The sequence below is a fragment of the Corynebacterium sp. CCUG 61414 genome (assembly GCF_024453945.1).
Lineage (GTDB): Bacteria > Actinomycetota > Actinomycetes > Mycobacteriales > Mycobacteriaceae > Corynebacterium > Corynebacterium pseudogenitalium.
This window is the reverse complement of sequence record NZ_JAGPYU010000005.1, coordinates 102,494-110,474: the sequence shown is the minus strand read 5'-3', so window position 1 is coordinate 110,474 and position 7,981 is coordinate 102,494. Positions and strand designations below refer to the sequence as shown.

8 protein-coding genes are annotated in these 7,981 nt (G+C 60.5%); 3 read left to right on the top strand and 5 right to left on the bottom strand.

Going from position 1 to position 7,981, the window contains the following annotated elements; genetic code table 11:
• Positions 1-379 precede the first annotated feature (379 nt).
• Positions 380-1,273, top strand: coding sequence for an ADP-ribosylglycohydrolase family protein (locus KBX14_RS06000; RefSeq protein ID WP_256042076.1), 894 nt, complete (start codon positions 380-382; stop codon positions 1,271-1,273).
• 189 nt (positions 1,274-1,462) lie between these two features.
• Here the strand turns inward: KBX14_RS06000 and KBX14_RS05995 are convergent, their stop codons facing one another.
• From KBX14_RS05995 to KBX14_RS05975, 5 genes are all read right to left on the bottom strand, one after another.
• Positions 1,463-2,401: an amino acid ABC transporter permease gene (locus KBX14_RS05995; protein WP_256042075.1), complete on the bottom strand. Its 939-nt coding sequence runs from the start codon at positions 2,399-2,401 to the stop codon at positions 1,463-1,465.
• On the bottom strand, positions 2,401-3,087 hold the full coding sequence (gluC, locus tag KBX14_RS05990) for a glutamate ABC transporter permease GluC (RefSeq protein ID WP_256042074.1): 687 nt from the start codon (positions 3,085-3,087) through the stop codon (positions 2,401-2,403). Before gluC ends, KBX14_RS05995 begins: the two co-directional genes overlap by 1 nt.
• A 22-nt stretch (positions 3,088-3,109) precedes the next feature.
• Positions 3,110-3,976: a glutamate ABC transporter substrate-binding protein gene (locus KBX14_RS05985; protein WP_256042073.1), complete on the bottom strand. Its 867-nt coding sequence runs from the start codon at positions 3,974-3,976 to the stop codon at positions 3,110-3,112.
• Between the two features lie 16 nt (positions 3,977-3,992).
• Positions 3,993-4,721, bottom strand: coding sequence for a glutamate ABC transporter ATP-binding protein GluA (gene gluA, locus KBX14_RS05980; protein ID WP_256042072.1), 729 nt, complete (start codon positions 4,719-4,721; stop codon positions 3,993-3,995).
• A gap of 391 nt (positions 4,722-5,112) precedes the next feature.
• Positions 5,113-5,742 carry a hypothetical protein gene (locus tag KBX14_RS05975; RefSeq protein WP_256042071.1) on the bottom strand — a complete coding sequence of 210 codons (630 nt, stop codon included), beginning with the start codon at positions 5,740-5,742 and terminating at the stop codon, positions 5,113-5,115.
• Between the two features lie 119 nt (positions 5,743-5,861).
• Here KBX14_RS05975 and KBX14_RS05970 point away from each other — a divergent pair, with 119 nt between their 5' ends.
• Positions 5,862-7,229, top strand: coding sequence for an AAA family ATPase (locus KBX14_RS05970; RefSeq protein WP_256042070.1), 1,368 nt, complete (start codon positions 5,862-5,864; stop codon positions 7,227-7,229).
• A complete protein-coding gene (locus KBX14_RS05965; RefSeq protein WP_256042069.1) occupies positions 7,226-7,846 on the top strand; it encodes a hypothetical protein in 621 nt (206 codons plus the stop codon). Before KBX14_RS05970 ends, KBX14_RS05965 begins: the two co-directional genes overlap by 4 nt.
• Positions 7,847-7,981 lie beyond the last annotated feature (135 nt).

Sequence of the window (7,981 nt, the reverse complement as noted above, 5' to 3'; positions counted from 1 at the left end):
CTCAGGTAACTGTGGGTCGGTCATGAACAAAACCTCCTATGGATTGACGTTCACAACCATCCTGGCACTAAGGGAAAACCAGGAATTTGGTGCGCGTGTCCCCCGCCCAGACACCACATTCCCGTTTTCCGCAAGACCCCCTCGGCGTTTCCCCAGGTCGTCAACTCCACGAGAGGGAATTTGGTGCACTCCCCCTCGCCTCAGTGCCAAAGGACGCAACCCCCTTTTCACGACCTGGGCCTTTACCCCCTCTCCCAACAGGAATTGCGTCCTTTGGCACTGGCACCCCAACCTCGAACATATTTTCGCCTCACGTGCCTGCCGCGTCGGGTCCCGTTCGTATCCTGATGGTTGCAACCACCAAAGAAAGGAACCCATCATGGATCAGTCATTACGCGCGCGGGCCCGCGGCGCCATGTACGGCCAGATCATTGGCGATAACCTCGGCGCGATCGTCGAGTTTTCCTCCCCCGCGCAGATTCGCTCCCGGTTCCCGGACGGCGTCCGCGAACTCACTGGTGGCGGCCCGTTCAATGTCGCACCGGGCCAGGCCACCGATGACTCGGAGCTTGCGTTGGCGCTCGCCCGCAGCATGGTGCGCTGTGGCGGGTACGAGGAAAAGGACATGTTCGAGTCGTATGTGCGGTGGGCGGCGTCGTTCCCACCAGACATTGGCAATACGTGTGCGGCTGCGCTTCGGCCGCCGTTTGAGCCGAATGCGGCCAGCAAGTCGAATGGTGCGTTGATGCGGGTCAGCCCGATCGCCATCGCGTACGCGCACGACCCGCAGCTTGCCGGTGATCACGCTCGCACCGACGCTCGCCTGACTCACCCCAACGAGTACCCGGTGGCCATCAACGGTATGTATTGTGAGGCGCTCGCCCGCACGATCAGTGGTGAGGATCCTCGCGAGGCGCTGCTCGCGGCGGCTGGGGATGAGGCGTCGACAATTAGGGAGTTCATGCAGTACCTTCCCGTGGATGTTTATAGCCATCGCATGGGGTACGTGCAGTTCGCCTGGAATATTGTGTGCTATTTCGTCGCGAACGGTGTCTCCTTCGAGGAGGACCTCGTCTCGATTGTCGGGATGGGCGGCGACACGGACACAAACGCCGCGATCGCCGGCGCGTTCTTGGGCGCGGTGTACGGGGAGGAGGGGATTCCTCGCAGGTGGCGCCAGATTATCGACGCCTACTCCACCCACAAAGCGAACCGACCCGAGGAGTTTTCCGTCGAGGGCGCCCTCGACCTGGTTGACGCTCTCCTGGCCTAGGCGCGCACCACATTCCCGTTTTTTGAGAGGGCGCCTCAGCGTTTCCCCTGGTCGCCAATTCCATGAGGGGGAATTTGGTGCGCTCCCCCTCACCTCAGTGCCAAAGGACGCAACCCCCTCTTTACGACCAGGGCTTTTAGCCCCTCCCCCAACAGGAATTGCGTCCTTTGGCACTGGAGTCCTCAGCAACTATTCGTCCGGGTTCCGGATTTCCACGTAGTCGGGGTCGTGCCAGTCGACGTTGACGTTGTCCTTGGTGTCCAACCCCTGGTCGGCTTCCTCGGGCACCTTGGCGAAGATGTTGCGGCGGGCGCGGCCGGCGCGCAGTTGGCGTTCGACTCGTTGGGCGAGGACGGTGAGTCCCCAGTTGATGAGGATCATGATGATGGCCACGACGGCCAGCGATGCCAGGAAGTTTTGGTTGGCGGATGCGCTTTGGATGCCGGAGCGGACGACTTCGACGTAGCCGATCTGGTAGCCGAGTGCGGAGTCTTTGAGCGCGATGATCATTTGGGCGATCAGGGCTGGCAGCATGGCGGCGATGGCTTGGGGCAGCAGGATGGTCCGCATGGTTTGCGGGTAGGTGAGGCCGAGTGCTTCGGCGGCTTCGGTTTGGCCTTTGGGGAGGCTTTTGATGCCGGAGCGGAGGATTTCGGCGATGACGGACCCGTTGTACATGGTGAGCCCGAAGACGACGGCGGCGAACGCCAGGTGCTTTGGCGGGGCGAGGTGGTAGATGGCGAAGAGCTGGTAGGCGAAGATCATGAGGAGGAGCACTGGGATGGCTCGGAAGATCTCGACGATGACGCCACACACCCAACGAACAAAACGATTGCGGGAGAGTCTGCCCAGGCCGAGGAGGATGCCGACGGCCAGGGCGAGCAGGATGGATGCCACTGCTGCTTTGAGGGTGCCCATGAGGCCGGGGAGGATGTAGGTGGTCCAGGTTTGGGAGTTGAGGAACGGGGTCCATTTCGCCGCGGCGAGTTGTCCGTTGGCCTGCAGTTTCCAGAAGACCCATGCGGCTATCGCGAGGCAGACGGCGAGGCTGATGCCGGTGAGGATGCGGTTGATGCGGCGGCCGTTGGGGCCGGGGACGTCGTAAAGTACTGTTGCGCGGACGCTCATTATTTTTTCACCGCCATGCGTTCGGAGAGGGCGCCAAGGGCGAGGCCGGTTGGCAGGGTGAGGATGATGAAGCCGAGTGCGAAGATCCCGAAGATGGGGAAGAGCATGTTGGCGTGGTTTTCGATGGTGGATTTCATCAGCAGCGATGCTTCGGCGACACCGATTGCGGATGCGATGGTGGTGTTTTTCGTCAGCGCGATGAGTGTGTTGCCGAGCGGCACGATGGCTGCGCGGACTGCTTGGGGGAAGATGATGCTGCTGAATGTTTGGCCGAAGCTGAGGCCGAGGGATCGGGCGGCTTCGGCTTGTCCGAAGTGGACGGTGTTGATGCCGGAGCGCAGCGATTCTGCGACGAATGCCGAGGTGTAGATGATGAATCCGAGCACGGCGAGGCGGAAGTTGTTGTCTACCAGGAACGTCGCGGACTCTCTATCGGCAAGCGTGATGCCGAGGTTTTGGTAGAGCCCGAAGGAGCAGAAGATGATGATGAGGGTCAGCGGTGTGTTGCGCACGACGTTGATGTAGAACGTCGACATCGCGCGCAGCACGGGGATGGGTGCGACTCGCATCGCGGTGAGGATCGTGCCCACGATCATGGAGCCGATTGCTGAGTAGATGGTGAGCTTGATGGTCAGCCAGAAGGCTGCCCAGAGCTGCGGGCCCAGGTCGGACCAGAGTGTGGACATGATGTTCCTGCCTTAGGGGGTCTTACTGTTCGATGAAGGAGAGGTCGCCGGGGGTGCCTGCGGAGACTGCGTCGTCGCCGCCAAGATTCTTATTGACGAGGGCGTCGAACTCTCCGGACGTTTGCAGTTCTTTGAGCGCGTTGTTGATGGCGTCGGTGCCTGCGGTGTCGCCCTTTGCCAGGCCGATGCCGTAGTACTCGTCGGTGAATGGCTTGCCGTCCTTGGTCATTTCGACGACCTTGAAGTCGCCTGGGGTTTGGGCGGAGTAGCCGAGCAGGATGGTGGCGTCGGTGGTCATGGCGTCGATGTTGCCCTGGCGGAGTGCTTCAACGCAGGAGGAGTAGGTGTCGTACTCCTGGAGCTGCACGCCTGGCAGGGCGTCTTTGACCTTCTGGGCTGGGGTGGAGCCGGTGACGGAGCAGAGGATCTTGCCGTCGAGGTCTTCGAGGCCCTTGATGTCCGTGTTGTCGTTGCTGACGAGGAGCGCCTGGTGCGTGACCAGGTATGGTCCGCCGAAGTTGACGGACTCGGAGCGGCCCTTGTTGATGGAGTAGGTCGCCGCGATGGCGCCGACCTCGCCGTTTTGGATGAGGGTTTCGCGCTGTGCGGATGGGCTTTCGCGCCAGGTGATGGTCGGTTCTGCCCAGCCGTTCGCCTTCGCGATGTGGTTGACCACGTACGTCGCCACGTCGACGTCGAGGCCGGACATGGTGCCGTCCGGGTTGCGCAGGCCGAGGCCCGGCTGGTCGTACTTGGTGCCCAGGGTGACCTGGCCGGATTCGATCTGGCCGAGGAGGTCGGTGCCTTCGCCGGCACCGCCGCCACAGGCGACGAGGGTTGCGGCAGCAGCGGAGAGCGCGGCGGTGAGTGCGGCGTAACGGATGTTCATGGTGTTGTCCTTTCGGTTAGTGGGCCAGGATTTTGGCCAGGAAGTCTTTCGCCCTGTCGGTCTTCGGGTTGGTGAAGAACTCTTCGGGGGTGGCGTCTTCGATGATCGCGCCTTCTGCCATGAAGATGATGCGGTCGGCGACGCGCCGGGCGAAGCCCATTTCGTGTGTGACCACGAGCATCGTCATCCCCTCGTTGGCGAGGTTGGCCATGACATCAAGCACTTCATTGACCATTTCGGGGTCGAGGGCGGAGGTGGGCTCGTCGAAAAGCATGACTTTGGGTGACATGGCGAGCGCCCGCGCAATCGCGACGCGCTGCTGCTGCCCACCCGACAGTTGCGCCGGGTACTTGTCCGCCTGATTCGCGATGCCCACGCGATCCAGCAGCTCAATCGCCCGCTTCTCGACGTCCCCCTTCCCCTGCTTCCGCACCTTCAACGGACCAAGCGTCACGTTGTCCTTGATGGTCAGGTGCGGGAACAAGTTGAAGGATTGGAACACCATCCCGACGTCCGCCCGCAACTTCGCAAGGGCCTTGCCCTCCTCTGGCAGCGGGACTCCGTCGATGGTGATGGTGCCTTCGTCAATCGTTTCGAGCCTGTTGATCGTGCGGCACAGCGTCGACTTCCCCGACCCCGACGGCCCGAGCACCACCACTACCTGGCCTTTCGGCACAGTAAGGTTGATGTCTCGGAGCGCGTGGTAGTCGCCGAAGTGCTTCTGTACGCCCGCTAGGTCAATCATGGCTTCACTGGAGCTATTGCCCGACCCACTCTGGGCAGTGAATGTGCTTTGTGTCATAACGGGCACGTTAGTGGCCTGGCCCACACTTTGTATAGTTCTTGGGTGCTTTTCGCCCGAAAGTTCACCCCCACTGCCTGAACTGCGCGCCACATCCCTTCCGGTTCGCAGCCGACCTGGGCTTTTGTTCTCACCCCCACCGCCCCGGCGCACCACATTCCCGTTTTCCGCCAGACCCCCTCGGCGTTTTCCCAGGTCGCAAATTCCGAGCGAGGGAATTTGGTGCCCCCTCACCTCAGTGCCAAAGGACGCAACCCCCTTTTCACGAACTGGGCTTTTACCCTCTCCCCCAACAGGAATTGCGTCCTGTGGCACTGGCTCCCTTAAAGAGCTCCTAGAACGGCAGCTTCGGCGCCAATGCGGGGAAGACCACCGTCACGAGCGCGGCCGCGCCGAGCGCTACTGCGAGGAAGATCCCGGCGAGTGGGCCAGCGACGCTGAGCCAATCGCGCATCTCTGCTGGGCTCACATCTTTAATGCTACTTCCTTCGCTGTTGCCGATTGACCCGGTCTGCTTTGGTCCAGTCTGCTTTGGACGTGGGCTTCGGACTACTCTCCCCTTGTAGTCCTCGCGCTGAGAGCAGGCTTTCAGGGCAGGCTCGAAAGCGCGAAGGAACTTGAGCTGGGAGTTGAGCTGTTTAAGTTGTTGTTCGTCGGCTGTGCCGATGGTGGTGGCGTCGAGAAGTTCGGAGCGCTGCTTGGTGAGTGCGGTGACCTCCTGATCGAGGAGCGCCAGCTTTTCGGATGCTTCTTGTGGCGTTACCAGCGCGAATGCCTCGCGTAACCCATCCTCCGAAAGTGCTTTCTTGGGTGCGATGGTGCTTGCTTTGAGGCTGGGAAGTTCGTCGTCGAACAGGGTGAACGTGCAGGTGCCATTCCGGTACTCAACGTTCGCTGCGTGTGCTGGTGTTGCGGTCGTAGCCAACAGGGCTACGGCGGTTGCGGAAGTAATGATTCGCTTCATGTGGTGTCCTTTCCTGTCGGGGAACCTGATGGTTCAGGTTCTTCAAGAGTTTGACGCTGCGTCGCGCGCTTTGGTTCCATCGCGTCTTTGACTAGCTAGGCGTGGGTTAGTATTTCGGTATGCTTACCCGCTTTGAAGTTGATGGGTTTAAGAACCTGCGCAACCTAGCTATCGACCTCGGCCCATACACCTGTGTCGCCGGGGCGAATGCGATTGGTAAATCTAATCTTTTCGATGCTCTCCAGTTCCTAGCGCTCACTGGGTCGCGGACGTTGAATGAGGCTGCCATCAAGATCCGGGGCAATGGCGGCGACGTGCGCGATATTTTCGCGCCGGGTGGCAAGATGTCGTTTGCTGCGGAGATGATTACGGAGAAGGAGTTTGAGGATTCCTTCGGCAAGTCGATTACTGCTGATCAGACGTATCTCCGGTATGAGGTTGATCTTGAGCTGCGGGACGTGACTGTTGGCAACAATAGGAACGTTTCCAGCATTGTTGTCACCCGTGAGGAGCTGAAACCGCTTACGAAGGCGGATGCTCGAGAGAAGCTGGGTTGGGCAAAGAAAAGCTTTGTTGAGTCTGCGATCGTGGGCGGACGTCGAAAAGCGTTTATTGAGACGAGTGAGCAGGAACGACAAATCCATGTGCGGCATGGAAGTCAGGGAAGGCCGTCGTTGGTGTCGCTGAGCGGGGATGCGCCGGCCCGTACTGCGCTGTCGGTGTATGGGCAGCAGGACCAGTATCCGGTGATTATGGCGGCGCGCCGGGAGCTGGATGCGTGGATGTACCTTTCCCTTGAGCCGAGCGCCATGCGCGCGCCGAGCGAGGCGTTGGCTCCCGACTTTATTAGTGCGAAGGGCGGGAACCTGCCGAAGACGTTGGATCGTCTTGTGGGGCAGTCGCCGGATCATGATGTGCTTGCGGAGCTTGCTGATGTCGTCGGAGATCTTGTTGATGTACGCAGCGTTACGGTGGACTTTGACGAGGCACGCCAGGTGTTTACGCTGCAGGCGCAGGTCGGTAATGGCGGTGTGGTGTCTGCCCGTTCTCTTTCTGACGGGACGCTGCGCTTCCTGGTCCTAGGCACGATCTTGCTTGACTCCGGTGGGAGCCGCCTGATCTGTTTCGAGGAGCCTGAGAACGGCATTCACCCGTTGAAGATTCAGGCGATGTATTGGCTGTTGCACGATTTGAGCGTGGACCCTGAGGAAGCAATCGGGTCGGAGAATCCGCTTCGTCAGGTCATCGTGAATACCCATTCACCAGCATTTTTAGCGCTGCACAAGGACAATTTTGACGAGCTGTTGCTGGGGTCGAAGGATCCGATGAATGGCTCGCTGGTCCTCACCCCGGTGGTGGCGGAGGGGAGCTGGAGGAAGTCGAAGGTGAAGGCTTCGGCTGCGAACGTTGAGGAGCTTCTTCGCGAGTCGTTCCCGGAGCTCAGCTTCCGTGAGCTCTTTGTGGCAGACGATGAGGGGGATCGATGAGTAGTCCACTGTACTGTTTGCTCGTTCGCGAGGGCACCAGCGACGATGGCTTGATGAGCCCGCTCAAGGCGCTCCTCATCGATCTCGGATTCGGGGCTGACTCCCAAATTGTTGCTCAGCCTTTCGCGGGGTCGAAGCGCACGGCTGATGTCCTTCAGCTCATCATGGATGAGGGCCAGACGCCTGACATTGTTTTTGTTCATCGGGATGCAGACAATGACGGCTATGAGCGCCGTGAGCTTGAAGTCCACCAGGCGTCCGAAGAGGTCAGCCCGGAGTTCGCGGTTGTTCCCGTTGTGCCGGTGAAAATGACTGAGGCGTGGGTGCTCCACGCACTGCACAGTCCGCAGTATCAGGCACAGCTGGGGATCAACATTCCTGCGAAGGATCTGCCAGCCAGGAAAACTATCCCGAATATCGCGGCGAAGGATCGGCTAAAGCAGCTTCACGACGCCCACTTCGCCACCCGCGGGCGCCGGAGGCGAAAGCACGATTCCCGCTTCACGACGGACCGGTCTCGCTGGGTCGAGGCACTCACCGATGTGAGCTTCTTGGAGGGGTGCGAGTCCTTCGAACGCGTGCGTGATGAGATCCTCAGCGCACAAACAGGCCTCTAGCCTCACTCACTCCCGATGGGACACCACATTCCCTCCCTGACACTTGCCGACCTGGGCTTTTCCAAACCCGGCTGCCAGAATCCAGGAATTTGGTGCGCTCCCCCTCACCCCAGTGCCAAAGGACGCAACCCCTTC